Annotated in this window: 21 protein-coding genes and 3 pseudogenes; 15 read left to right on the top strand and 9 right to left on the bottom strand. The window is 37.3% G+C overall.

From position 1 onward, the window contains the following. From ACFIO5_RS04995 to ACFIO5_RS05035, 9 genes and pseudogenes are all read left to right on the top strand, one after another. Positions 1-201: pseudogene (locus tag ACFIO5_RS04995) on the top strand (DNA adenine methylase); the annotation flags it as partial. A 64-nt stretch (positions 202-265) separates the two neighbouring features. Further along, positions 266-640 (top strand): XRE family transcriptional regulator, encoded by a 375-nt coding sequence (locus ACFIO5_RS05000; protein WP_375705131.1) that lies wholly within the window; start codon positions 266-268, stop codon positions 638-640. A gap of 1,078 nt (positions 641-1,718) precedes the next feature. Then, positions 1,719-1,880, top strand: a complete 162-nt coding sequence (locus ACFIO5_RS05005) for a hypothetical protein (RefSeq protein WP_375617748.1) — start codon at positions 1,719-1,721, stop codon at positions 1,878-1,880. 113 nt (positions 1,881-1,993) lie between these two features. Continuing rightward, positions 1,994-2,394 (top strand): annotated as a pseudogene (locus tag ACFIO5_RS05010) (hypothetical protein). Positions 2,395-2,430: 36 nt separating this feature from the next. Beyond that, positions 2,431-3,150, top strand: coding sequence for a filamentous hemagglutinin (locus tag ACFIO5_RS05015; protein ID WP_375705132.1), 720 nt, complete (start codon positions 2,431-2,433; stop codon positions 3,148-3,150). Between the two features lie 19 nt (positions 3,151-3,169). Next, positions 3,170-3,567 (top strand): annotated as a pseudogene (locus tag ACFIO5_RS05020) (hypothetical protein). Between the two features lie 363 nt (positions 3,568-3,930). Then, a complete protein-coding gene (locus ACFIO5_RS05025) occupies positions 3,931-4,332 on the top strand; it encodes a hypothetical protein (protein WP_375617749.1) in 402 nt (133 codons plus the stop codon). A gap of 161 nt (positions 4,333-4,493) precedes the next feature. Next, entirely contained in the window at positions 4,494-4,943 is a 450-nt protein-coding gene (locus ACFIO5_RS05030; protein ID WP_375680610.1) for a hypothetical protein, read from the top strand. Positions 4,944-5,892: 949 nt separating this feature from the next. Continuing rightward, a complete protein-coding gene (locus ACFIO5_RS05035; protein WP_375633848.1) occupies positions 5,893-8,646 on the top strand; it encodes an autotransporter family protein in 2,754 nt (917 codons plus the stop codon). 271 nt (positions 8,647-8,917) lie between these two features. Here ACFIO5_RS05035 and ACFIO5_RS05040 read toward each other — a convergent pair whose 3' ends face one another. The 5 genes from ACFIO5_RS05040 to ACFIO5_RS05060 form a co-directional block, all read right to left on the bottom strand. Beyond that, positions 8,918-10,180, bottom strand: a complete 1,263-nt coding sequence (locus ACFIO5_RS05040; protein ID WP_375634449.1) for an ATP-grasp domain-containing protein — start codon at positions 10,178-10,180, stop codon at positions 8,918-8,920. Further along, a complete protein-coding gene (locus ACFIO5_RS05045) occupies positions 10,177-11,121 on the bottom strand; it encodes a DMT family transporter (protein WP_375634450.1) in 945 nt (314 codons plus the stop codon). Before ACFIO5_RS05045 ends, ACFIO5_RS05040 begins: the two co-directional genes overlap by 4 nt. Continuing rightward, a complete protein-coding gene (locus ACFIO5_RS05050; RefSeq protein WP_375634451.1) occupies positions 11,118-11,588 on the bottom strand; it encodes a hypothetical protein in 471 nt (156 codons plus the stop codon). The genes ACFIO5_RS05045 and ACFIO5_RS05050 overlap by 4 nt, the downstream gene beginning before the upstream one ends. Further along, positions 11,567-12,322: a DUF6421 family protein gene (locus tag ACFIO5_RS05055; protein WP_375634452.1), complete on the bottom strand. Its 756-nt coding sequence runs from the start codon at positions 12,320-12,322 to the stop codon at positions 11,567-11,569. The genes ACFIO5_RS05050 and ACFIO5_RS05055 overlap by 22 nt, the downstream gene beginning before the upstream one ends. A 125-nt stretch (positions 12,323-12,447) precedes the next feature. Further along, positions 12,448-12,870, bottom strand: a complete 423-nt coding sequence (locus ACFIO5_RS05060) for a hypothetical protein (protein ID WP_375634453.1) — start codon at positions 12,868-12,870, stop codon at positions 12,448-12,450. A gap of 646 nt (positions 12,871-13,516) precedes the next feature. On the opposite strand from ACFIO5_RS05060, the gene ACFIO5_RS05065 reads away from it, so the two are divergent. Continuing rightward, positions 13,517-14,299, top strand: a complete 783-nt coding sequence (locus tag ACFIO5_RS05065; protein WP_375705133.1) for an ATP12 family chaperone protein — start codon at positions 13,517-13,519, stop codon at positions 14,297-14,299. 34 nt (positions 14,300-14,333) lie between these two features. Here the strand turns inward: ACFIO5_RS05065 and ACFIO5_RS05070 are convergent, their stop codons facing one another. The 4 genes from ACFIO5_RS05070 to uvrA form a co-directional block, all read right to left on the bottom strand. Continuing rightward, positions 14,334-14,879 (bottom strand): hypothetical protein, encoded by a 546-nt coding sequence (locus tag ACFIO5_RS05070; RefSeq protein ID WP_375621407.1) that lies wholly within the window; start codon positions 14,877-14,879, stop codon positions 14,334-14,336. A gap of 156 nt (positions 14,880-15,035) precedes the next feature. Continuing rightward, a complete protein-coding gene (gene glnA, locus ACFIO5_RS05075) occupies positions 15,036-16,445 on the bottom strand; it encodes a type I glutamate--ammonia ligase (protein WP_375634454.1) in 1,410 nt (469 codons plus the stop codon). A gap of 59 nt (positions 16,446-16,504) precedes the next feature. Continuing rightward, positions 16,505-16,843, bottom strand: a complete 339-nt coding sequence (locus tag ACFIO5_RS05080) for a P-II family nitrogen regulator (RefSeq protein ID WP_015856528.1) — start codon at positions 16,841-16,843, stop codon at positions 16,505-16,507. A gap of 1,074 nt (positions 16,844-17,917) precedes the next feature. Then, complete coding sequence (uvrA, locus tag ACFIO5_RS05085) at positions 17,918-20,833, bottom strand: excinuclease ABC subunit UvrA (protein WP_375643017.1); 2,916 nt, start codon at positions 20,831-20,833, stop codon at positions 17,918-17,920. A 333-nt stretch (positions 20,834-21,166) separates the two neighbouring features. Here uvrA and ssb point away from each other — a divergent pair, with 333 nt between their 5' ends. The 5 genes from ssb to ACFIO5_RS05110 all read left to right on the top strand — a co-directional run bounded on the left by ssb (position 21,167) and on the right by ACFIO5_RS05110 (position 26,336). Next, positions 21,167-21,673 carry a single-stranded DNA-binding protein gene (gene ssb / locus ACFIO5_RS05090; RefSeq protein WP_375633841.1) on the top strand — a complete coding sequence of 169 codons (507 nt, stop codon included), beginning with the start codon at positions 21,167-21,169 and terminating at the stop codon, positions 21,671-21,673. A 230-nt stretch (positions 21,674-21,903) separates the two neighbouring features. Next, positions 21,904-24,687 (top strand): DNA gyrase subunit A, encoded by a 2,784-nt coding sequence (gyrA, locus tag ACFIO5_RS05095; protein WP_375636823.1) that lies wholly within the window; start codon positions 21,904-21,906, stop codon positions 24,685-24,687. Positions 24,688-24,711: 24 nt separating this feature from the next. Continuing rightward, positions 24,712-25,218 carry a pantetheine-phosphate adenylyltransferase gene (gene coaD, locus ACFIO5_RS05100; RefSeq protein ID WP_375633839.1) on the top strand — a complete coding sequence of 169 codons (507 nt, stop codon included), beginning with the start codon at positions 24,712-24,714 and terminating at the stop codon, positions 25,216-25,218. A gap of 2 nt (positions 25,219-25,220) precedes the next feature. Beyond that, positions 25,221-25,805 (top strand): peptidylprolyl isomerase, encoded by a 585-nt coding sequence (locus ACFIO5_RS05105; RefSeq protein WP_375705134.1) that lies wholly within the window; start codon positions 25,221-25,223, stop codon positions 25,803-25,805. Positions 25,806-25,823: 18 nt separating this feature from the next. Then, positions 25,824-26,336, top strand: coding sequence for a peptidylprolyl isomerase (locus tag ACFIO5_RS05110; RefSeq protein ID WP_375617764.1), 513 nt, complete (start codon positions 25,824-25,826; stop codon positions 26,334-26,336). Positions 26,337-26,786: the final 450 nt, after the last annotated feature.

Here is a 26,786-nt window from a genome sequence, read left to right on the forward strand (position 1 = left end):
GGGAATTTTGTTGAAGATGATTTTGTGAGTATGGCAAAAGTTCTCAAAAGCATACAAGGCAAATTTGTCTTGAGTCTAAATGATTGTGATGCGGTTCGAGAGATCTTTAAGGATTTTGACTTTTTAGAATTAGAGACCCTTTGGACCTCTGGTTTTGCTAAAAAACCACCCCGAAAAGAACTCTTGATTCGTAATAATTGAAGAAAATCATAAAAAGATTTGTTAGAATCAGAAGAAATATTTCTTCTCTAATAGGACTTTTTATATGGTTACATCTTTTGGTAAAATTTTACGGAAACTTCGCATTGATCACTCCGAACGCCTCTTAGATATGGCTAAGAAATTAGACATATCTGTATCATTTTTATCTGCTGTAGAAATTGGCAAAAAATCTGTTCCTGTAGGACTGGAGGAAAAGATAATTGAACTCTATGCTTTAGATCAAGAGAAGGCTTTACTCTTAAGGAAAGAAGCCTATTCTTGTCGAAAAAGCATCATCATAAAGCCTTCTACTCCGTTGCAACGTGAAACTGTTGTTGCGTTTATGAGACTTTTAGATGGCTTACATCAAGAAGCGTTAGCAGACTTCAAAGAAACATTAGAAACATTGTGCGAAGCGTGCTTTATAGAGAAATGTTAAAAATCCTATTCCCTTAACTTTTATCCACGTATCCCGTACTTTTAAAAAGATATATAAAATCAATTATCTATATAGATAAAAAGAGGTCTTGTTATTTCTAGCAAAAGAAACAGCAATAAAATGTGAATAGAGAAAAAACTCAAAACAAATAGCTGATGTCATCAGGAGAACAGGTGTTTGATTGTTTTCTCTAAAGGTTAGAACAATCTAGATTGAAAAAATCTGCTCGTTATTATTTTGCTTTGGAAGTTTTTGTAAGCCATTGCTTACGGTAACGACAAAATCATATAAATATTAGGCGTTTTTTTGATGGTGAGCTGTGCCATCAATATAAGTCTTTCAGGTTAAAATGCCTAACAGTGCAAATAGATTTTACCAGATACATGATTATAGGCAGATATCTTTTTCTAAACGTATTAATGAAGTTCTGTTTCACAAGAGAAGTTATTGTAAGAATTGTTTTTTAAGCTCTTTAAAAAATTGGTTGTTTAAATTTTGTTGTTTAGAAAATTACTATTGCTTTTAGAAGCGAAGATAAAGTTCTTTATGTATTTTTTCTCAAAGAGGATTGGCGTTGGTAGAAAATAGTGGATAACAAAGTTACATGAGGCATTGTATCATTGTTTTTACAAAAACTTTAATAAACAGCAGCAAGGTATTACAATAAAATCTCATAGAAGAGTAAATTAAAGAGAACAATGAACGTGTGACAGTTTTACGATTCTTATTGTTATTGTTCTCACAAGAGGAAGGATCAAACTTATTTTTTTAATATTGATACAAGAGTAATTTTTATTACAAGTGGAGGCGGACAAAATGCACTCCGCAACTGTATTTCGGTGCAAAATTATTCAATATTACCATAAAAGGCGCTCAAGAACACTACGACTAGCAAAAACAATCATCGGAAAATGGCTTTTTACACGAGAAATCTTCCAATAGCTCTGAAACACACACAACAACAATTCTCTCTATCCTTGAGGCAACAGGCAATGTTGATATGGATGTACAATGAGATGCTACGATTATTGCTTCTCATCTGATTTCCGATCAAGATATCAATGTAATGGGAGAAAGTATGACGATTGTTGGCATGACAGACCATCATAGCAGCCATTCACAGACGCGTGAAACAGGTTTTGATGGGAATAGATTTGACTTTGTAAGCAGAATTATTAGCGGTAATGGCTATACCTACGAGACGATACCTGCTGGCAGTAACGTTTGGATAGAATGGTAGAGAGTGGCTACAAATCCCATAAATCCCCATACTTGCCTTGGAGATGCGAGCCAAGCATGTCGGTATGTTCATGGCTCATTCAATCGAGTACAAGTCCCTTTAAGGAGGAAAAAATGAAACAAAGCTTAAAATTATTGAGTTGCATAGCTTTATTAGTTATAATGGGATGCCAGTTTAATAAACCTCCTGAAGAATACTTCACGGTGTGGGAGAAATCAGGAGCAGATCGGTTTGAGGTAAAAAAGCACTTTTAGAATGTGGAATGCCAGCTCCTTATGATGTGTTTCCGGAAAACAGAAATTTAAGCAACAATGCATGGGCAACCATAGAAGCTTGTATGATTCAAGCTGGTTTCCATGATAAATATGATAGGGGGGGCTGGTGTGGAAATCATAAAGCCGAAAACTTGCCGATTTGTCGTCCAGGCGCTGTCATCCCGAGGCGCAGTGTCAAGAAGCGCTTAAACAGCCCTTTTTGTAAAAAGCATCCAGAACAATATGAATGCTATCCTTAAATCTTGCAGCTAGTGATAAGCAACAATCCGCTATCCTTGCCTTCGCTTGGAATGGTGGGATTGTTCCCTCTCTTTCATTATTTAACGGATGAAGAAAAGCAGCATTTGCAAGAAGGTTCTGATGGCAAGGTGCATGTATCCTTTAATGGCATCTTTACTCCACCAGAGGAAGCCGCTGTTTATACAGAGCAACATGCGAAGGATAAAAATAATCCGCTTTATTTTGTTGTGTTCCCAGAAGCTGATTCTGCTATCTCAGAACTTTTGGTCGCGGGTTATCAGAAGTTTATGGAAAATAACTTTTGGGGTTTGACCAATTCCACACAAGAAGCAAAAGATTTGGTGTATAGCCATGGTATTACAGGGTTGGAACTTTATGGACATAGCCGCGGGACAATGACATTGGGGAATATGCTGAATTCTTTCAAACAAGAAGGTGTTCGCGGGATAGCCGATAACACGAATATCAATTTCTATGGACCAGCCTCTAATGTTTTAGTTGCATACGGTCTGTTAGGTTATGTGAGTGATGGCAAACAAACCATTATTGGTTTTGATGGGAATAGATTTGACTTTGTAAGCAGAATTATTGGCGGTAATGGCTATACCTACGAGACGATACCTGCTGGTAGTAACGTTTGGAAAGAATGGTGGAGAGTGATCATGAATCCCATAAGCTTCCATACTTGTCTTGGAGATGTGGGTTATAAATGCCAAAAGTTTTATGGCACATCTCATTTAGAACAAAAGCCTTGAATTAAATCATGGAGTAAAAATGAAACAAACTCTAAAATTATTAAGCGCGATAACTCTATTGAGTATAGCTGGGTGCCAGTTTAATAAAACTCCTCCAGGAGAGATAGCTACGTGGGAGAAACCTGGAGCAGATTTTACTGAGGTAGCAAAAGCATTATTAGAATGTGGTATGCCAACGCCTTATGATGTTGATCCAGAAAGCAGAAAGCTCAGCTACAATGCAATAGCAACCATAGAAGCTTGTATGTTCCAATCAGGTTTCCGTGATAAAGTGGGGGGACTTGGTGCGAGAATCATAGAGCCGAAAACTTGCCCATTTGTCGTCCAGGCGCTGTCATCCCGAGGCGCAGTGTCAAGAAGCGCGTGAACAGCCCTTTTTGTAAAAAGTATAAAAATAGTCGCAAATGCCAACCTTAAGTTTTGCTGTTTGTGACGATCACAGTCCCTACCTTCATGTTTTTCATACCCGTACGCGGGGGGCTTAATTCAGCATGTCAATGCTATTTATTTATGGGTACCACAACTGTTGGCGCAATAATATAAAATATCTATTTTGGTTGTAATCAAAATATTGATAATAATTATAAGCATATCGTTGATAGATATATGATTTTAGTAATAATTTTACCGTATTTTTGATATAATAATTATGGTATAATCTTCGGAAAGATAAAAATAATATATGTTGATAATGTTCATCATTGTTTTGGAAATAAAAAATAGCATGTAAAATAATTTATAGATTGTTTCGTAATCTCAAAATTACTCAAGGATAGGAAAATGAAGCAGATTTTAAAATTATTAAGCGGGATAACCTTATTTGTTATGGCTGGATGCTACCCTGAGCAGCCTTCTCGAACAGCTGTAGATGCATGGGAAAAATCCGGTACTGATCAGCTTGAGATCAAAAAAGCTCTGTTAGAATGTGGAATACAGCATTTTGATGGTCGTCTTGATACAGAAACAAGTACGGATGAGAAATTCAATGCTGAGGAGTCTGTGAATGCATGTATGATCCAAGCAGGTTTCCAAGATAAATTGGGAAGAATGAAGTGGTGTGAGAAATATAAAAATCTTCCAATTTGTCAGCCTGATGCAGTTATTCCTCAGCGAAGTGTAGAGAGGCGTTTGAATAGTCCTCATTGTCAAGAGCATAAAGAACAACCTGAATGTCAACCTTAAGTATTGAGGCTGCTGTAATCAAAAATCCTTACATTCTTGTTTTTCCATGGGGGGTGGGATTGTTTCTTCAATATCTATATGCTAACAAAAGTCATTTTGCGTGTGAGTAAATATTAGAAGACTTATCAGTCTTTCTATCGTAAATATTGACGGAGGGGGAAATGAAAAAAACATTGAAATTATTGAGTGCTATAATTTTATTAAGCTCTGCTGGGTGTATTAGCAAACCTCCCCCATCGACGTTAGAATTATGGGAAAAGTCTGGTGTCAGTAAGTCTATGGTCCAACAAGCACTGTCAAAATGTGGTTGGAAACCAATCTACGCTTCTTCTAAAAATATGGATTCGCGTGCAAGTGATTTTGCAGCAGTTTATGAGTGCATGACTAAAGCAGGTTATCGGTACAAATTACAAGTTTCAAAGGGAATCTATTTTTCATCAACGCCGCGAAGTGATTCATTTTTAGTTAATTTAATGGTAGCAGGGTATCAGCAGGTTATGGACAATGATACTTTTGGTGTAACCAATTCGACACAACAAGAGCGAGATTTGATGATACGTTTTGAAAATGATAAAAAGCGCCAGAAAATAAAAAAAGCTTTGTACAAGTGATCATCAACAGTAGAACGTTGATTTTTAAAGCAATAATTAAATAAAAATATTAAACGGGAGAAGAGAGAAATATAGCTCTTTTGTCTCCAATGTAGTTATATTCATCAGCTACGAGATTGGCAATAGTGTTGTGGTCAGATGATGCTAGCGGAGGATAGTGGGTTGTTGTTTAGAGAAATTTATTCAATATAAAGAATGGCAAATAATAGCTTTGCTAAAATATCTGCTTTAACGATAATAAACAGATAGCTTTCATAGAGCTAATTTTGATGAAATTTTATTTTGGTGTTTTTTAAGTTCAGAATGGTGAGTGTTTTACTGTATTTTAGATTTTATCAAAAGATCTAAAATATTACATTTATTAATTCAAATCATTGATGATAGGGTATTAGGAGAAGTTTTTTATTTATTCAAATTTCTTTGTTAGATATTTAACATTTTTAATATAGAAATTGTGTACATTAGCTTATACATTAGTGTGCAATTTCTTGTTTTTTTGTTGTGGTTGAAGAGATGATGCGGTTATAGATTTCGTATATTGTATCTTTTTGTGCTGTGTTTTATTAAAACGTTTTAATCGTTTAATCTTAAAAGTTATTCTCATGTTGTTGTATTTTTATTTTTTTGTGGTGAGATAAATTGAATATTATATCTCTTCAAAATTCGCATTTTTTCACGTTTTTTTAAGATTGGTTTTTGGGACTTTTGTAATTACAGTTTTCAGCGGTTTTTGAGATGCCTTCTTTAAAGGGATTGTCCTCCTAAATGGTATTTTTAAACTTTTTGTTCTTTCTTTACATAAAACACAAAACATATTATTGAATGCTATGATTTTATCATAAAAAAATAAAATAATTTTGTTTGTTTTGTTCTTATTGTGTTTAATTTGTGGTTTATTTTTTTTCCAGCATTTTTTGTTTTTGTTGAAAAAAGAAAGTTTTGAGAAACAATGATAGTCAAGGTATCTAACAATCACTTGTATTCGTGCTTTTTTACAGCAGCTATTTTTTCTTTTTTGTTAAATATAAATATTGAGGCACATTCTCATTCATATACATCACTGTCATGTGATGAAAACAAATTACCTTACGGATGCAGTGATGGTTCAAAGCATACAATTAGTGATAAAGTATATAAATTCACGGCGCCTGTTAAAGAAAAGAATGGGGAGGGTCGTTCTCTCATGTTACCTGCTGCTATAGTAGTGCAGGAGCCAAATACAGTTATTCAGGCAACGCGTGTAGAGGTTGAAGCTACTGCGGGTATAGAAGATATTTATGGTGTTTTTGTATCACGAGGGGGAAAAATTGTTTTGAGCGATTCAGCTTTTAAAAATGTATCAATAGGTCTTAAAGCTGATAGTGGAATGATTGAGGTTAATCGTGGAACAATTGAGGCTTCTCAGATTGCTGCTTATGCAGAGAAGCGAGGAGCATCTGTTACGTTAACGAATACAAAAATTAAAGTGGAAGGTTTGGGTATCGGTCAAGAGAGTGCTCTTTTCGTTAGTGCTGATGCGGGTATTCAGATGAAAAGTGGATTTATTGATGTGAATGATGCTGCTGCGCTTTATGTGGGGAGAGGGGGGAGTGCGACTTTAGATGGTGTTACCATTGCTTCAAAATATCAAAAAACAGAAGACAAAGAAAATACAAATGAAAAAAGTACACATACAGTTTTCAATGTAAAACATCAGGGTTCTGTTTATGTAAAAAATACGAATATTATTTCTACGGATGTTCATGTTTTAACAGTTGGACAAGATTCTAACACGCCATCCAATAACGGCAGGGAAGGAAATATTTTAATTTCGCGGGTTAATATTGAAGATTCAACAATTAAAGCAATAGGTAACAAACATGGTATGTATTTTGAGAGGGATGGGGAAAATGATGCGTATGAACAGGGGCTTGTCTTTTTGAAAAGGACGATTTTTGAGGTTCCAGATGGGACAGCTGTTCATAGTAATAACAGTCGTAGTTATATTGGAGTAACAGAAGGTACAAAAATTTTTGGTGACTTATTATTAACAGTTGAAAAGGGGGGGAGTGTAGCGATTTTGGCTAATTCTTCTTCATTGATAGGAGGGACTCGTGTTGCCGATGATTCTATTGCTGAGCTTTATTTAACAGGGGGATCAAAATGGTTTTTGACAAAAAGAAGAGAGATCGATTTGCAAGTTGCAAACCGTACAAGTTCGTCTATTTCATTTGTGAAAGTTTCTGATAGTTTTATTGCTTTTGAGACTCCAATGTTTCAGGAGTATCAGACACTTCATATTGGGAAGGGAGAAAAAGAAGTTTATAGTGCGCAAGATAGGGCAGATATTTATCTCAATACGCATCTCAGTAGTGATGGTTTGCTCGATAATAAAAAAACTGATCGGCTTTTAATACATGGTGATGTTTCTGGAAAAACAACAGTTTATGTGCAATTTGTTGCAGGAAATCAGGGTGAGATAGCAACCGGTGAAAATGCTCATAGTATTTCACTTATTCAGGTTTCTGGAAAAGCGGCAGAGGATTCTTTTCAGTTAAATCGTGCTTATATCGCATTAGAGGGTTTGCCTTACCAATATTATCTTCATGCTTATGGTCCAGCTTCTGCTCTTGGAAATGCACAAACTTCTCAAAGATTGGTTGAAGGAGATGGAGATTTTTGGGATTTTCGCCTTGAAAGTAAATATATTCAGCCTGCTTTAGAGGTGTCTGCTATTCCCCCTTCCGAGTTAAAGGTCAGAGAGGTTGTTCCACAAGTTCCAACTTATCTTTTGTTACCAAATGCTTTATTTCATGTTGGGCTCATGGATATTGGTCATCAACAAAAGCAGTTGCAAGCTACGCGGTCTATTCCTCGTAAATTATTAAAAGTTGAAGGGAACTTTGCTTTATCTGTTCACGGTTATGGTGGGAGTTATCGTTATGTCTCAGATCTTTCTATACTTAAATATGGGTACGATGGTCATGTTGATTATAACGCTATAAAAACAGATATTTTGCTCAAAACAATAGAGAGCGCATATAGTACGACATCTTTTGGGATTATGGGAACCTATGGAAAGCTTTCTTTACAACCTCGTAACGTGGAACGAAGCCAAAAGAGTACGTTTAATAAATGGTCATTTACGTCATACGGTAGTGTGGAACACAAAACTGGTTTTTATATAGATGGTCTTTTATCTTATGGTTTGTTTAAAGGGGATGTGCGTAGCCATGTTTGGGGTAAGACGGCGACATTAAAAGCAAATCCTTTGAACGTTTCGTTTTCTGCTGGTAAAACGTTTATGACAGGATATAAAGATCTTATTTTTGATCCGCAACTTCAGCTTATTTATCAACATCTTCAATTTGATAAGTTTCGTGATATTGATGGATTTGATGTTGATATGAAAAAAATGAGTCAATGGTTTGTGCGTGTTGGTGGGCGTTTAAGTAAAACATTTACAGCCTCTGATAAGGATCGTATCACTTCTTTTTATGGCAATATTCATCTTGCTCATTGTTTTGGTAAAGAACAATTTGTTCATTTTAAAGATGTTTTTCAGTTGAGTGCTTTCGGTTCTTCCTTAGAAACAGGTTTGGGTATCAATGCGCAGTTTTCTTCTAAAGTTACACTTTACAGTGATCTTAGCTATCAGCATAGGTTAACCAAGGCTGGTTTTTCTGGAGTTCATTTTTCTGGTGGTTTGCGCTATCATTTTTAATAAATCTTTTAAAAAAATAATAAATGTGATTTTCAAAGTCTTGTTCTACTATCGGAATTAAAACCATTGTTTGTGCAGAATTTTAGTTTCTTCTTTTAATAATGATATCATGTGTTTTAATAAATATGAAAATATCGTGTTGATTTATTTTTATCTACTATAGCATTTTTCAAATGCTTTAAAAAATTTGTTCATCTGATAAACAGATTTAAAATGAGAAAATCCTACGATATCGGCGTTCTCATTCAATATGAATAACGATAAATTATCATTATAAATCAGTATTTTGCCATATGATGCTTAAGGTATCATCGAGCCATTTATGGTAATTGCGTGCTTCTTCGTTTGAGTTATGAACAGAGAAAATAAAACCAGGATATCCACCAAATGCTGGTGGAGGTGGTGAAATGTGATTGGTTTCAAAAAAAATGATAGTTCTGGCGGTTTGAGGATGCTGTGCAACCTTATCTAGACCTGAAAATCCAGAAAACCGTCCATACCCATGAAGAGGAATAATATAATTTGCCGCCACTTTTTCAGTTGGGAGTATATCGGGAAGGTCTGGGGTTTGTTCAGCTAAAGCGGCATTCATACATAGTTTTGCAAATGAAATTCCTGTACCTTGCTCAACAATAAAATGGGAAACACCTGATCCACCTATACGAGCGCCTATCTCAATGATATAAGGTAAATTATTAGTATCTAGGCGTAGCTCTACATGGGCAGCTCCCATATTTATACCAAGAGCTTTAACTCCAGAGCATGCAGCCTCACATAAAGCAATAATTAAAGGATCATCTATATCACAGCGTTGACGATAAATTGTTTCTTCAAACCATGGTCCCTCAGGCTGTCCCTTGTCTCCAACGGATAGAACGTGTACACCTGCTGTATCAACAAAGCATTCTACGACAAACTCTTTTCCTGACAAATACTGTTCTACGACTAAACCTACAGGTTTATTTTTATCATTAAAACGTGCCATGTCTTTATGCTGAACATTCCATACGGCTTTAATGAGATCAGGAAGTTCGATGGAATTTTTAGCTAACATGACGCCTGCACTTGCCCATCCAGAGACGGGTTTAATAACGAGTGGACAGTCTAAGGCATGTACTTGTGATAGGTCTTCTGGATTATCTATATAAAAGAATCCTGGTGTTCTTAAGCCTGCTTTAGCAAAAGCTTGACGCATGAGATATTTATTTCTGGTTAATGCTGCTACTTCTGGTTCAATACTTGGAGTATTGATTTTTTTTGCAGCCAAAGCTGTCCATAGAATGGCTTCTTCGCGAAGGGTCATAACCCCAGCAATATTGCGTTCTTTTGCTCCTGTTGCAAAAGTGTCTAGAGCTAGCTCTGGGTTATCAAAAACAGGAAGTTGCCAAGTTGAAGTGACTGCTGCGAGGTGTTGAGTGGGAGCGCTTTCAGCGGTATCATAGATCATTACTAATTCGATATTAGCTGCTTGTGCTGCTTCAAATATAAATGGTAATTTTGCATTGCGCTGGCAAACTAACGCGAGTTTTTTCATTTTGTTTCCTTATTAAATTTGGAGTTTTGAGAATGGCGTTTATGTTGCCATGTAGATACCTTTGATGCATCTATAAATAAGAGTGTCATCCCTATAACAACTACAATCATAGCAATTATTTTGATAATGTTGAGAGAAGGGCTCGAGTCGATTATCCATTCACATGCAACCACTGCAAAAGGGGATAATACGCCGATAGTGTTGGCGTATAATACGCCTCCTTCGGCTAAAACTTTTTGGTATAATACGTAAACTGGTGCCGAGCAAACAGTTCCTAAAATCAATATTTTAAATATATCTTCTAACTTAAGATATAAGAGTGGGGCAGGATCAAAAATAAATAATGGCATAAATGATGCTGCAGAAATTGTCGTGATCCAAGCCAGTGAGGTGAGCAAAGGTAAATTTTTAAGATAACGTTTAGACAATAAGCCATAAGCAGAGTAAGAAAGGGCTGCTGTTAAAGCAAGAGCTATTCCTATTAGGCTGTATCCACCTTCTCCATTGTTTATATTGAATGCCACAGCTGCTACACTGACAATTATCACTCCACTAAGCTTCAGCCATGAGAATTTAAGGACATTTGTCAATGCACCTAATATATAAGTAATTCCTGGAATAGTAGCGAGCACCATGGTTAAATCACTGGCTTTGAGTGATTTTAATGCACCAAAGCTGCATACAAAATACAGCGAGAATCCTAATACTGATAGAATTAAAAAAGAAGGTATCATGGAAAGCAATGGTAGGGATCTGAAAACAGCTTTCTCACGAAATACTGCAATCAGCCATAAGGTGGCAGCGGTGGCAAACAACCTAAGTCCAACCGCATGCATGACGGGTATATTGCTAACCAAATTCTTAGATAATAACCAACTTATGGAAAACAATGCTAGAATGGCAAAAGTAAATAATAGTAATCGTCCTTTTATAAAACTCAATGATTTAATCCTCTAATCACTCGCTGTGCATAAGATGATGTTGAAAAATTAAATCGTGACTTTGAGGTCTGTGGTTTTCCAAGATTATTTTGGATATAATCTTTAGCTCCTGCCAAATAAGCGTCATCATCTAATGCTTCAAGTGCTTCTATATCTGCTATCATCAATATTATTACTTTTTCAAGACACTCCAAATCAAATTGAAGATAACCTTGATTTGTTTCAATCAATGCTTTGTTCCGCATCAATATTTCAAAAAGCAAGATCCCTTTACCAGCATCGAATGTCATATGCTGATCAGAATCTTTTGGATAACGGAATATGCGTTCTAATAGGACAAATTCAGTTATTTCTTTCCAAAATTTTGGATGATTTTGTAGCATAATACGCACTGTAATTAAATCAACTTTAGTTTCTTCTAGAAGACCAGTGAACCAATTTAATTTTATATATAGATTTTTATCCAATGGCCGCGGTCCAGTATGATGTGCATAGTCATGATAATAGCCCCACAAACAGCGAGCATCGTAAATGTCTTCTTTAGATAAGTTTCGACTATGCAATTGACCGAATAGGAATTTACTATCACGGCCGAGTAAACGTTCAGCTTCCACAATTGTTTGCTTATTGTAAATATCAAAGAATTTACTGAAAAAAACAAAGCAAATGCTTGCTTAACAATTTTTTGAGCAGTTGCTACAGATTCTGGGAATAGAACAATGCAATTGCCTTCTAAAAAACCTCTTGATGCTATTCCCATTTTTATACATTGAAAAGGTGACAGATAATTATTTGTATATTTTGAGGCGTCAGCAAGATAGGCCGTTTCATGACGATATCCTGTAACTAATTCCAGCCGGAATCCTTCTGGATCAGGTCCATTTGTTGCACGCATTGGAGCCAAGAAAAACAAGGGAGCATCTGGTAATGGGGCTTTGAAAGCAGCCAAAGTGTTATCAAATTGAGGAGGGGTCGTTAAACCGCTGATCATCCACTGATGAAGATCATCAGAAATGGTCGCTAAAAGTTTTGGAGATAATCCGTCAAGAATATTAGCATGGTGGTTCAGCAGAGTGATCAATTCATTGATCATATTATTATCTGCTGAAGTTGGTTCTTTAATGCTCCCATCTCGTTCTTGGCGCATACGGAATTTGTCAACTAAGTTAACAATGGAAAGAAGCGCTTCAGATTTTTTCATGATTAGTTGACTTTAGTGAGTGGAGCAAAAAGGCCATTGGCACTTGTCCAAAATTTTCGACAATACTCAGCCTATAGCGATTTGCCGCAACCGATGTTGTGATACAAGCATCGGCTTTTTCAGCCTTACAAAGAAACGGCTGCATCAGCATTGCTGTTGGCAAATACTTTGTCATATTGATGAGCTACCAGAGATTGCGGGGCAGGATGAGTCGCTACGGTTTTAATTTCATCAATGTTATTGCGTTTAGCTAAAACCATAGAGTGAGTAGGCATGATAAAGCTGTCAAATAATTGCATATCACCTAAACGGGTAAATATGAGTGTATGCAAATCAGGGTAAGCAGCACAGCTTAAGAGATATCCATCCTTTTTCTGAGCAAATTCATTAAATGCTTCTTCAAGAGTTGCGTATAAGATAATACGGGATCTCGAGTCAGTGAACAAAACACTTCTATTGTGATTGTCAAGCCACCACTGTGCTGCTGCTGCACAGTTAGTATCTGCAGGGCCAAGTGTATAGATAAAAGTATTATTTTCAGATTGCATGATCTCTATTCTTTATAATTATATGACTAAATTTAAACTATTGTAATATGTAGAGTATATCAAGCACAATGCGTTAAGTAATTTAGTGCTTTATAAAATAATGTATATATGAAAGAAAATTTACAATTATAATTTTGTCTGTTCATTATTCTATCATGCCGTAAAACATTGTCTTTTAGGGGAGTAATTGAGCAGAAAAATTCTATGCAGGGTATTTATTGGATATGTTAGAGAATTATTGGAATGGTTAAGCGAAGGTGAATGACACGTAAACCGTACTGCTCTATCATTTTTTGGATGAGCAGCGTTTTTGAATCTGTTCATATTGATAATACTATTATAGGTGAATAATAAGCAAATTGGTAAGGCGTGAACATCTTTGCCATAAAACTCAATATATTTAACGTCTTAATTAAGATAATACTTTTAAAAATTGTTTTACTATTATGATTGTATTAAATATATAAAAGGCAATCATCATTGTCTTGTTTGTAAAAGAAACATGAAATATAACTCTTAAGTTAGATTGAGATTGGCAAGATTTTTTTCTTCTTTGGAATCGTTAAGAAGGTCAGATTAAACCTTATTGAAGCTACAGAACCTAAAGAAACAGTCGCTTTCTTGAAAAAATCAGAGGTAAACAAATATGCGTGAGATTTTGGATCATTTTGATATGCCATTGAATAAAAAGAGTTCTGTTCAAAAGATTCAAAATCTTTTATTCCAATCACACCCAAAACGGTTTTATAAGCAAGTGAAGATCGCTTGTGAGGAGGGCGGCTTTACGATTTTGTTGGATGAACGTCCTGTAAAAACGCCCGCAAGGCGTCATTTTCATGTGCCAACAGAAGTGTTTGCTGAATACGTTGCTCAGGAATTTGAGAACCAAAAGCACGTTGTTGATCCTGCAAAAATGCCGATGACGCGTTTGGTTAATACTGTTATTGATGGTATCGCTGATGATATGCAGGCGGTTTTTGAAGATTTATTGCGTTTCGTTGCATGTGATATGATCTTTTATCGTGCACAGACACCTAAAGAGTTGGTGCAAAAACAATCTGAACAATGGGATCCTTTATTAGATTGGGCAGAAAAAAAACTGGGTGCGCGGTTTTATTTGACAGAAGGGCTGATGCATGTGGAACAATCACCAGAAGCACTTCAAGCTGTGAGTCATTATTTACGTAGAGTTGAGTCTGCTTATATACTTGCGGCACTTCATATGATGACAACATTAACGGGATCTGCTCTCATTGCTCTTGCTGTTGCTGCGGGAAACATTGATGCTGATCATGCTTGGTCTATTGCCCATTTAGATGAAGATTGGATGATGGAGCAATGGGGAACGGATAAAGACACAATAGCACGCCGTGCTCATAAAAAAGTTGAATTTAATGCTGCTGCTACAATTGTTACAACTTGTTTATAGGGGAAAATCTTTTATTTACGTGCATTCTTTTCGCTCAGAGTATTTTTGTGACTTTTTGAGGATTGGTTTTTACTTTATCAAGTCCAGGAAATAGTTCATTGGTTATGGTTAAGAGCGCTTCGTCATTGCCACGGATAAAATACCATTGGTTATCGTGAAGTAGGGCAATAATTTCAGTTTGAATAGAGCATTTTTTTCCAGCATTTGTTGTGGTTACAAGCTCCACGGGTATAACAAAATAAGGGGTACCATTATCAAGGGTACCTTCACGTTTTTGTTTTTGATCAATGTTGATCGTTTCAATCTTGTAACTTTCTGCCAACCGTTCTATTTGGCTTTTCATGATTTGTAGAAATTGTGATTGATTAAGATTTTTTTTGGCGGTTAAGCGGTTGATGACTTGGGGAGGAATAGCATTTAAGATGGCATTTGCATCGGCATTTTTAAGTGCTTTACTATAAGCAGATGTTGCTTTCTCAAGAGTTGTAAGTTTTTGGTTGGTTATTGTATGTGCTTTAGTTGTTGATGTGATAAAGACAATGCATAAAAGAACGGGAACGAGAAAACAAATTCGCGGCATTAGAAACCTTTGTTAATTCATTTGAAGAGATTCAACACATTATAAAGGAAAAGCGGACGAGCAAAAAGCCTCTTGCGCTTTTGCATGAGAAGAATATCCACAAAAATGGAGGCAAAAGCCTCCATTTTTAAAATCAAAAGAATGCGTATTGATTGTTTAAACAGAATAGTACATATCAAATTCAACAGGATGGGGTGTTGTTTCGTAACGCAAGACTTCTTGCATCTTTACTTGAATGAAGGAATTAATCTGATCATCATCAAAAACGTCGCCAGCTTTAAGAAAGCCACGATCTTTGTCAAGTGCTTCAAGCGCTTCACGCAGGCTTCCTGAAACAGTAGGGATTTCTTTAAGTTCCTTTAAGGGAAGATCATAAAGATCTTTATCCATAGCATGTCCGGGATGAATTTTGTTTTTGATACCGTCAAGACCAGCCATTAAAAGGGCTGCAAATGCCAAATAGGGATTTGCTGTTGGGTCTGGAAAACGAACTTCTACGCGTTTTGAATTTGGTGAGGAGCTCATAGGAATACGGCAAGATGCAGAACGATTACGTGCTGAATAGGCAAGAAGAACAGGAGCTTCATAACCAGGAACCAAACGTTTATAGGAGTTTGTGGATGGGTTGGTAAAAGCATTTATTGCTTTTGCGTGCTTAATAACACCACCGATAAAAAACAGACAGGTTTCTGATAGTCCGGCATATTCATTTCCTGCAAAAATGGGTTTACCATCTTTCCAAATGGAAATGTGGACATGCATTCCAGAGCCGTTATCACCAAAAACTGGTTTTGGCATGAAGGTTGCTGTTTTCCCATAGCTGTTTGCTATTTGATGTACAACATATTTAAAAATTTGCATCTTGTCAGCCTCGCGAACAAGTGTATCAAAACGAATACCCAATTCATGTTGTCCTGCTGCTACTTCGTGATGGTGTTTTTCGACCTGTACGCCCATATCCTTGAGTGCTGTGAGCATTTCAGAACGCATATCTTGGCAGGAGTCAATCGGCGGAACAGGAAGGTAGCCTCCCTTTATTCGTGGGCGATGCCCTAGATTTCCTGTTTCATATTCCGTATCATCATTAGAGGGAAGTTCACTTGAATCGAGTTTAAACCCTGTGTTGTAAGGGTCCGTTTTATAGCGTACATCATCAAAGATAAAAAACTCAGCTTCTGGACCCACATTGATTGTATCTCCAATGTTTAAAGATTTCATATAAACCTCAGCCCTTTTGGCGATAGAACGAGGATCTCTACGATAAAACTCACCAGAGACAGGATCAAGTACATCACAAAATATGACCAAAGTAGATTGAGCAAAAAAAGGATCAATATGTGCTGTTGCTGGATCTGGCATTAAAATCATGTCAGATTCATTAATTGTTTTCCAACCAGCAATTGAAGAACCATCAAACATGACACCATCACTAAAAGTATCCTCGCTGATCTCTGCGATATCCATTGTAATATGATGCAATTTTCCTCGTGGATCAGTAAAACGTAAATCAACAAAACGGATTTCGTTGTCTGTAATCTGTTTGATAATATCTGATGCGGTTGTCATATTCAATTTCCTTAATATGGCGTTGAGGTGGATAAAAAAGTGAATTTTCTCGTTATTTATTAAAGGGCATCGATACCGGTTTCGTCCGTGCCTATACGAATTGCATCATCAATGGAAAAGACAAATATCTTTCCATCCCCTATATGTTTGGTTTGAGCTGCTTTACGTATTGCATCAACAGTTTGTTCCAGTTTTTCATCGGACACAACAATTTCAATCTTTACTTTAGGTAGAAAGTCAACAACATATTTCGTACCACGATAAAGTTCTGTATGTTCCCTTTGACGACCAAAACCTTTCGCTTCTGTTACTGTAATACCATGTAACCCAATTTTTTGAAGCGCTTCTTTCACTTCATCAAGTTTGAAAGGTTTTATAATGGCTTCAATTTTTTTCATGCTGAAATTATCTCCAACGTTATTTTGTCTTTTTAGACTGCATCACATTATATTGACAACTGTAAGATGTCCAACAGATACTTTGTGCACAAAAAGTCGAAAATAATGATACTCTAAGCTCTTTTAGGAGAGTTTCTTTTGTAGAATACAGCCAAATACTGTTTTTTGGGAAAAAAACTTACAATTCTTATACAAGAATTCAAATAATATAATAAAAGAGTTTTGTTTCTTTTTTGTTAGATAATATCTTGACTTATAAGGATAATTAGACTCTCTCCACATTAAATGAGAAACTCTAATAGCGTAAGATTTTCTCATTTTAGATCTTTTTATCGTCAATCAATCAAAACGATACTTTTATATATCATAAATAGTTATGAGTGTGTGGATAACAACATTTGAAAAAAGAAATAAAATGCTTTTTATGAAAGCTTTCGATAACTAAAGGCTTTACAATATTAGGGAGTAGGGAAGACAAATATTGGAAAAGAGTGTGATGATGCCGATTATGCTTCTTCATAAATGTAAAGATGGTGGTGTACAATAATGAGTTTATCATTATAGCATTCATAGGAGCCGTCGTGAAATGGGCTTGAGAGCATTGAGAAATGTTTCTTTAAAACAGATGTGGGAATTGGCAACGCAAATATATTCCGTTTGGGGCGTTTTGTTCCTTCGTGAGGAATGTGATCTTTATTAAGGAATGCGATAAATAAAAGCGTGAAGCAATGGCAATCTTCATTATAAGATATTGCTGTGGATGTCTTTGAAAATCATAAAGATAAATTAAAAGGAAATGGAAAGATAGGAACTTATTTATACCCTTAAAACTTCATATTCTTCCCAGTTTAGGCTGTCTGGTCGTTTCAGGTATAAACAAAACAGAGAATAAATACGCAATTATGTGCGCGTTCCTATTTGGCAATACGACAACTGAAACAGCTTATAAAGCGCTAAATTGTTTTTAGTCTTTGCTTCAAACGTGTTGCACCACTGAAATTAGGTGTTGGTTTACAGGTAATAATAAAAGTACAGGCTTTGTTAGTATGCTGTATTTTACAATAGAAAGCGTTTCTAAGAATTGGAATTATAGAGAGATGGGCGCAGTAAAACATGTTTTAGAAATTTTCCCGTATAGGAGGCGGGAACCTTAATGATGTCTTCAGGGCGTCCAATTGCAACAATTTCACCACCGCGATCTCCACCTTCTGGTCCTAAATCAATAATCCAGTCGGCTGTCTTTATAACATCAAGGTTATGTTCAATGACTATAACTGTGTTGCCTTGCTCGACTAGTTCGTGAAGCACTTCAAGAAGTTTGGAAATATCATGAAAATGTAAACCTGTTGTCGGTTCATCCAAAATATAGAGTGTACGTCCCGTTGTTTTACGAGAAAGTTCTTTCGCAAGTTTTACACGTTGTGCTTCCCCACCAGAAAGTGTGGTTGCTTGCTGTCCTACTTTTATGTAACCCAATCCTACTTTAATGAGAGTTTCCATTTTATTATGAATAGCGGGAATAGCTTGGAAAAATTCCTCTGCCTTTTCAATTGTCATATCCAAAATATCGGCTATAGACTGTCCTTTGAATTTTATTTCTAGTGTTTCTCGGTTATAGCGTTTTCCTTTACAGACATCGCAAGTAACATAGACATCAGGTAAAAAGTGCATTTCAATTTTGATGACTCCATCACCTTGACATGCTTCGCAACGTCCTCCTTTAACATTAAATGAAAAACGCCCAGCTTTGTAACCGCGGGCTTTTGATTCTGGAAGATCGGCAAACCACTCACGAATCGGTGTAAAAGCGCCTGTATAGGTTGCGGGATTAGAGCGTGGGGTGCGTCCAATAGGGGACTGGTTGATATCGATGACTTTATCAAGAAATTCTAATCCTTCAATTTTGTCATAGCTGGCAGGAGTATGATGAGAGCCCATGATATGATGTGATGCTGCTTTGAAAAGCGTTTCAATAAGAAATGTTGATTTTCCTCCTCCAGAAACACCAGTTATGCATGTGAAGGTTCCAAGAGGAATATTCGCATTGATATTTTTGAGGTTATTGCCTTTGGCGCCGATGATTTTAAGTATTTTCGTTTTTGATATTTTGCGTCGCTCTGTCGGCATTTTAACAGCCATTTTTCCTGAAAGGTATTGGCCTGTGAGAGAGGCTGAATTTTCTATAATTTCCTGCGGTGTCCCTTGCGCTATGATTTCTCCACCATGAACGCCCGCGGCAGGCCCCATATCGACAACATGATCCGCTGTGAGAATAGCATCTTCATCATGTTCAACAACAATAACTGTATTGCCAAGATTGCGCAAATGGCGCAGCATTTCCAACAGGCGTTCGTTATCGCGTTGGTGTAAACCGATAGATGGTTCATCTAAAATATAAAGAACGCCTGTAAGACCAGAACCAATTTGGGATGCCAACCGAATGCGTTGGCTTTCTCCACCTGAAAGCGTTCCTGAATTTCGAGACAAGGTAAGATATTCCAATCCTACATGATTTAAAAAAGCCAAACGTTCACGAATTTCTTTTAAAATACGTACGGCGATATTACGTTGTTTTTCTGTGAGATATTGATGAACATTGGCAAACCAATCATCTGCTTTTAGAATAGAAAGATCTGATATTTGCCCAATATGCATTCCGTTGATTTTTACAGCAAGTGCCTCTGGTTTTAAACGATAACCGTGACAAGCTGGGCAGGGCGAAGAAGACATATAACGTTCGATTTCTTCTCGAGACCAAGCAGAATCGGTTTCTTTCCAGCGTCTCTCCATATTAGGGATGATTCCTTCAAAAGGTTGGGTCGTTTTATGCGAACCAGAATTATTTTTATAGATAAAAGAAATTTCATCTCTTTTTGTACCGTAGAGAATAGCCTGTTGTGCTTCATTAGAGAGTTCACACCATTGATCTGTGAGTTTGAAACCGTAAGCTTTTCCTAATGCTTCTAGGGTTTGGCTATAATAAAGTGAATCCGATTTAGCCCAAGGAGCAATGGCGCCATTTTTGAGGGTAAGATTTTTATTGGGCACAATTTTCAGTGGATCCATTGCTTTTTTGATGCCCAGTCCATCGCAGAGAGGACAGGCGCCAAAAGGATTATTAAACGAAAAAAGGCGTGGTTCAATTTCAGGAATAGAAAAACCCGATACAGGGCAGGAAAACTTTTCTGAAAAAATGAGCCGTTTGTGTGTATTATTTTTCGACTTATGAGCAGATTCCTTTGTCGTTTCTTTTTGTGCTAAGGGTTGGTCTGCCATTTCAGCAATGGCAAGCCCATTTGCTAGCTGTAAACAGGTTTCTATACTATCAGCCAAGCGAGAGGTGATATCCTTCTGTACAACAATGCGGTCTACCACGACATCGATGTCGTGTTTATATTTTTTATCAAGAGGTGGAATATCAGCGATTTCATAGAATTTTCCATCAACTTTAGCGCGTTGAAATCCTCTTTTTAAAAGTTCTGTTAGCTCTTTTTTATATTCTCCCTTTCGTCCTCGCACCAAAGGGGCCATAATAAAAATTCGCGTTCCTTCTGGTAAGGACATAATTTGATCCACCATTTGGCTTACTGTCTGGCTTTCAATAGGAAGTCCTGTCACAGGAGAATGAGGAATACCAATACGTGCAAAGAGAAGACGCATGTAATCGTGGATTTCAGTAACGGTACCTACCGTTGAACGAGGATTGCGACTGGTTGTTTTTTGTTCAATGGAGATAGCTGGAGAGAGACCGTCTATACGGTCGACATCAGGTTTTTGCATGACTTCCAAAAATTGGCGTGCATAGGCTGAAAGGCTTTCGACATAGCGACGCTGTCCTTCAGCGTAAATTGTATCAAACGCTAAGGATGATTTCCCTGATCCAGAAAGTCCTGTTATAACAATGAGTTTATCACGAGGAAGATCGAGATCAATATTTTTAAGGTTATGCTCACGTGCACCGCGAATGGAGATATATTTTTGATGAGTCATACTTTATCCTTGGCATATGTGGCAAAAATTGAGCACCTAAAATGGAATAAAACTGTTTTTTTAGAATTACAATGTGTTTAACTGCTTTAATGCTAAAGGAAGGTATAAGTTTTGTGAAAAGAAAAATACAAATGAGCAGCTTTTTATTCTCTTGTGGTGGAATAAACTATGCGTCTTTATCATCTTTTGTTATAATTACACGGATACAATATTGGGAAAGGATAGCAATATCCATATTGAAGGTCAATTGCAGACATGTAAATTGAAGGTCGAGATGGTTATAACTGTTATAAAACAGAGTATTTTACGAATTAAAATTTTGGAGTTTATGCGATGGCTGGTAGCCTTAATAAAGTTATTCTGATTGGTAATCTTGGTGCGGATCCTGAAATCCGCCGTTTGAATTCTGGTGACCAAGTGGCAAATTTACGTATTGCTACTTCAGAAAGTTGGCGTGATAGGAATACAAATGAGCGAAAAGAACGCACTGAGTGGCATAATATTGTTATTTTTAATGAAAACCTTGTCAAAGTTGCAGAGCAATATTTAAAAAAAGGCAGCAAAATTTACATTGAGGGGCAGTTACAGACAAGAAAATGGCAAGATCAAAATGGAAATGACCGTTATACAACAGAGGTTGTTTTGCAAAAGTACCGTGGCGAATTACAAATGCTTGATGGGCGGGGAGCCGCGGGCGGGGAGCAAGGAGCAAGTCAAGGGGGGAGTTATAGTGGTGGCTTTGCCGATAGTAACTCAAATCAGAGAAATACGTTTGGTCAAAATAATAATCAATTGGGAGAAAATTTTTCACACAAATTAGATGATGACGTACCTTTTTAAGAGTCTTTAAATTGCAGTATTATGATCATTTTATGGTTTGCTTGTTTCAGATTTTTGAAGTTTATCGAAGTGAAAATTGTTAATTATTATTGGTAATTTAAAATATAAATTAATAACATCTTGAAAAATATTGTTAAATTTCTTTTTTGTCATGGGGGAGAAATTAGCATTTTGGTGTATTTTTCGATATAAATAAAGTGAAATGATTCTTTTTTGAAAGTTTTAAAATTGTGACCGATCTTACTCCACACCCAGAACGTGATGTGCTAACAGGTATTGAACCAATCAGTATTATTGATGAAATGCAACGCTCCTATCTCGATTATGCGATGAGCGTGATTGTTTCACGTGCACTCCCTGATGTTCGTGATGGTCTTAAGCCTGTTCATCGACGTATCCTTTATGCTATGAATGAGATGGGGCTTTCTTTTAATAAGTCATATCGTAAATCTGCTGGTGTTGTTGGTGAGGTTATGGGGAAATTCCATCCCCATGGTGATGCTTCAATTTATGATGCTTTAGTGCGTATGGCGCAGGACTTTTCTTTAAGAAATCCATTGATTGATGGTCAGGGAAATTTTGGTTCCGTTGATGGTGATCCACCCGCGGCTATGCGCTATACTGAGTGTCGTTTAGAAAAAGTTTCAGAAGAACTTTTAGCTGATATTGATAAAGATACTGTTGATTTTCAGGATAATTACGATGGGCGTGAGCGTGAACCGGTTGTCTTGCCAGCGCGTTTTCCCAATCTTTTGGTTAATGGGTCAGGGGGGATTGCTGTGGGAATGGCAACCAATATTCCTCCCCATAATCTTGGTGAAGTCGTTGATGGTTGTATCGCTTTGATTGATAATCCCGATATCACACTCGATAAAATAATTGAAATTATTCCTGGTCCGGATTTTCCTACAGGGGGTATTATCCTTGGCCACTCTGGTGTTCGTGCAGCTTATGAAACAGGGCGTGGCTCAATCATTATGCGTGCTAAAGTTGAGATCGAAGAAATTCGCAGTGGTCGACAAGCAATTATTGTGAGTGAGATCCCTTATCAAGTTAATAAGGCAACAATGATTGAGAAAATGGCTGAATTGGTGCGCGATAAACGCATTGAGGGAATCTCTGATTTGCGTGACGAATCTGATCGTGATGGATATCGCGTTGTTATTGAGCTGAAGAAAGATGTTGTTGCGGAAGTTGTTTTAAACCAATTATATCGGTATACGCCGCTACAAACTTCCTTTGGTTGTAATATGGTTGCTTTGAATGGGGGAAAACCCGAACAGATGACGTTGCTTGATATGCTGCGTGCATTTGTTTCTTTTCGGGAAGAAGTTGTCAGTCGGCGAACAAAATATCTTTTGCGTAAAGCGCGTGAGCGAGCACATGTTTTGGTTGGTCTTGCCCTTGCTGTTGCCAATATTGATGAAATTATAGCGCTTATTCGCAAAGCTCCTGATCCGCAGACAGCACGTGCACAGTTAATGGAGCGACGCTGGCCAGCAATGGATGTCGCGCCTTTGATTAAACTTATTGATGATCCTCGTCATATTATTCATGAGGATGGTACTTATAATCTCTCTGAAGAACAGGCGCGTGCTATTTTAGAATTGCGTTTGCAACGATTGACAGCCCTTGGGCGTGATGAAATCGCTGATGAATTGAATAAAATTGGTGTGGATATTGCTGACTATCTTGAGATCTTGGCATCACGTGTACGCATTATGTGTATTGTTAAGGATGAGTTGAGTGCTCTTCGTGAGGAATTTGCAACGCCGCGACGTACCGTATTTGGTTTTGGTAGCGCTGAGATGGAGAGTGAAGATCTGATCGCATCAGAGGATATGGTGGTAACGGTAAGCCATAGTGGCTATATTAAGCGTGTGCCTCTTAATACCTATCGTGCACAGCGACGTGGTGGTAAGGGGCGTTCTGGTATGTCCACGAAGGATGAGGATTTTGTAACGCGGTTGTTTGTTGCCAATACGCATACTCCGGTTCTTTTCTTTTCATCACGTGGGATTGTTTATAAGGAAAAAGTTTGGCGACTGCCGCTGGGGACACCCCAATCGCGTGGGCGGGCTTTGATCAATATGCTTCCCTTACAACAAGGTGAGCGTATTACAACGATTATGCCTTTGCCTGAAGATGAAGCGAGCTGGAGTGCATTAGATATTATGTTCGCGACAACACGTGGAACTGTGCGTCGTAATAAATTATCAGATTTCGTTCAGGTTAATCGTAATGGTAAAATTGCGATGAAACTTGATGAAGAAGATGAAATTCTTTCTGTTGAAACCTGTACAGAACATGATGATGTTGTTCTAACAACAGCCAATGGACAATGTATCCGTTTTCCAGTTGTTGATGTTCGGGTCTTTGCTGGGCGTAATTCTGTGGGAGTTCGTGGTATCAATTTAGCTAAAGGCGATAAAGTCATTTCGATGACAATTTTAGAGCATGTCGAGGCGACGTCCATTGAGCGTTCTGCTTATATTAAACGTGTAATGAATGAACGGCGTGCTTCTGGTACAGATGCTGATATTGAAGATATTATAACTCTTGATGAGGAAGATGGGGGTGCTGAAACAGAGTTAACAGATGAACGTTATGCAGAACTTCATGCACGTGAACAAATGCTTTTGACGGTGAGTGAGTTTGGTTATGGTAAACGCTCTTCTTCCTATGAGTTCCGGATTTCGGGACGTGGCGGAAAAGGGATTCGCGCAACAGATCCATCTAAAACAGCTGAAATTGGTAAATTAGTAGCGGCTTTTCCGGTGAAGGCGCAAGATCAAATTATGTTGGTATCAGATGGGGGGCAGCTTATTCGTGTCCCTATTGAGGGAATTCGTACTGCTGGGCGCTCAACTAAGGGCGTTACGATTTTTAATACAGCTGAAGGTGAAAGAGTCGTATCGGTTGAACGTATTTCTGAACCTGAAGATGATACGAGTTCATTAGATGATGAAAGTGTGAAGCATTCTGATACGATTGATATGAGCGAAGAAAAATAATTTTGAAGAGGAAGGAGTAAAATCATGAAAATTGCTCTTTACGCAGGTTCATTTGATCCTCTTACAAATGGTCATCTTGATGTTTTGAAAGGGTGTTTTGTGTTAGCTGATAAGGTGGTCGTCGCTATAGGGATACAGGCTGACAAAAAAACACTCTTTAGCTTCGAAGAGCGTGTTGATTTCATTACGCAGGTCGGGAAGGACTTATTTGGTGCAGATTCTAATCGATTGCAGGTTCTTTCATTTAGTAACCTTCTCATTGAAAAGGCGCGTGAAGTTGGTGCTTCATTTCTCGTTCGTGGATTGCGTGATGGTACTGATCTTGATTATGAAATGCAAATGGCAGGGATGAATGGCATTCTAGCTCCTGAATTGCAAACTGTTTTTTTGCCGGCAAGTGTTTCTGGGCGTGCGATAACTTCTACATTGGTACGCCAAATTGCCTCTATGGGAGGTGATGTGACACCATTTGTACCGCCCAATGTTGCACAAGCTTTAAGCTCGAAATACCAATCTTTTAAGGGAGAATAAGTGTGTTTCGTAGAATTTTTGCTGTTTTGATATGTTTTTTTTCATTGTCTGCTGTCGCTGGTAATCCTAGCCCAGCAAGTGATGCAAGCCTTCTTGTTTTATCTCTCAAAGATGGTGATGTTATTATTCGTCTACGTCCTGATTTGGCGCCAAAACATGTTGCGCAAATCAAAAGATTAACAGAGGAGGGGGCCTATAATAATGTTATTTTTCATCGTGTAATTTCTAATTTCATGGCGCAAACTGGTGATGTAGAATTTGGAAAAAAAGGCAGTAGAGATTTTGATCTGAAACGCGTTGGTATGGGTGGCTCAAATTATCCTAATATACCGGCAGAGTTTTCAAAACAGTCATTTAAGCGTGGTACAGTTGGGATGGCACGATCACAAGATCCGGATTCCGCGAATTCTCAATTCTTCATTTGTTTTGATGATGCTGCTTTTTTAAACGGTCAGTATACGGTTGTTGGAGAGGTTATAAAGGGGATGGATGTTGTTGATAAAATAAAAAAAGGTACGACAAGTAATAATGGATCTGTAAAAAATCCTGATGTTATTAATGCTGCTACTTTACAAGTTGAGAAATGAATCAAGGGAGCTTTCCATATGGCTGAGAATAAAAATCCAGAGAATACTTTAATTCTTGAAACAACAAAGGGCAGAGTTGTTATTGAGCTTTTTGCTGATTTAGCACCTTGTCATGTTGCACGTATTAAAGAACTGGTACGTGAAGGTGCTTATGATAATGTTATTTTCCATCGCGTTATTGATGGTTTTATGGCGCAAACAGGGGATGTGCAATTTGGAAAGAAGGATAGTGATAAATTCGATTTATCACGTGCTGGTATGGGGGGGGCAGAAAAACCAAATTTAACAGCAGAGTTTTCAAATCTTTCTCATAAGCGTGGTACAGTTTCTATGGCACGGAGTCAGAATCCAAATTCTGCTAACTCTCAGTTTTTTATTTGTTTTGCAGATGCTCCGTGGCTTGATCGTCAATATTCCATATGGGGGCAGGTTGTTGAAGGTATGGAAAATGTTGATAAAATTAAACGTGGTGAACCTGTTGCAGATCCAGATTCAATTACCAAAGCCATTATTGCTGCGGATGTAGAATAGTATAAACTATACTGATTTTAATTATAAGTTTCTAAGAAAAAATACTCTTTTCTGATCAATAAAGGCACACGAAACTCTTTTGTAGTATCACGCTTACCTTTTATAATTTCGAGCTAAGCATTGTCCATATATTTTCTTCAATTGGATCTTCCTGAAGAATATAACGCAAAGGATTTGTACAAATACCTGTCAGAATAAGAAAACACAAAGTCTATTGTATTATGGTTGTTGTTTGGCAAAGTGTTTTATAAAAAATTCGGCATTTCTCTTCAATCCATTGCCGCTCTTAATGGTTTTATGATGTTACTTTCCTAAGAGAGCGTGTGCTTTTGTTTCTGCTCGTAAATCAACATTCAATCCTAATGCAGAAGCATATTTGAAACACATATTAAGACGGATAAGAGCTTTACTAGCTCATCCAGTTTTCCTAGTAAGGTGGAAAACCAGCAT

Source organism: Bartonella sp. AA86SXKL (assembly GCF_042196885.1).